We start from the raw sequence: 843 nt of genomic DNA, 5'->3' as shown, positions 1-843 counted from the left end.
CTTCGGTCTCGGGCACCTTCGCCCCCGTGGTCATGAACGCGGGGGCGTGCGGCGGAAGGCATTCCGGGGCGCTTCGCCCGGCCAGTCGATCACATGATCCTCCAGCATGCCCGCCTCCCGTTCGCTGACCACCCGGCCGCTGACGGATATGCCCGCCGCGTGCACGCTCTCATGCGTGCCGGACACGAGCGGGTGCCACCATGGCAGAGGCTCGCCATCACGCACCAGAATGTAGCCGCAGGTAGGGGGGAGCCAGTCAATGTCGGCCAGCATCTCCGGCGTCAGGCTTATGCAGTCCTGCACCCGGCGCTGGCGATGGGCGTAATCGGTGCACTGGCAGGTTTTCGTATCAAGCAGGCGGCAGGCGACATCGGTGAACAGCACCTCATCCGTCTCGTCCTCGCGCAGCTTGTGCAGGCAGCATCGCCCACAGCCGTCACACAGCGATTCCCACTGCGCGCGCGACATGTCCGCCAGCGGCGTCGTTTCCCAGAAGGGAGGATTATCGTCCGTCATGCGCGTGGTCCCGCCCTGTCCCGTTCATGAAACCTCACTGTCTCGCCCCCGCCGCCAGCACGCATAGCAGGATCATCCCCCCGAAAACACGCCCACACCCGCGACCGGCCCCCCCAGCAGGGGCAGCCAGACCAGCCGGAGCCGCGCCTTCGCGTCCGCCCCAAGCCCACTGGCCGTGCGGACCAGACCGGGGGGAATCCGGTCCAGAACCCGCAAGAGTGGCCACATGGCGGCGGGCGCGACGGACATGCCCTGCATCACGCTGCCCGCAACACCCATCGGCCGCGCGACCGTAGGCCACCATAGCGCAAGCCACAGCCCCCGGCA

The 843-nt window shown here is 68.3% G+C and carries 1 protein-coding gene and 1 pseudogene; both read right to left on the bottom strand.

The genetic code is table 11. From position 1 onward, the window contains the following. Positions 1-30: 30 nt before the first annotated feature. Positions 31-516 (bottom strand): YcgN family cysteine cluster protein, encoded by a 486-nt coding sequence (locus JCM25156_RS18705; protein WP_025814348.1) that lies wholly within the window; start codon positions 514-516, stop codon positions 31-33. Between the two features lie 72 nt (positions 517-588). After that, positions 589-843 (bottom strand): annotated as a pseudogene (locus JCM25156_RS26230) (hypothetical protein); the annotation flags it as partial.

It is taken from the genome of Komagataeibacter kakiaceti JCM 25156 (assembly GCF_000613305.1).
Note: the sequence above shows the minus strand (reverse complement) of the source record. Positions and strands in the feature narration are given on the sequence as shown.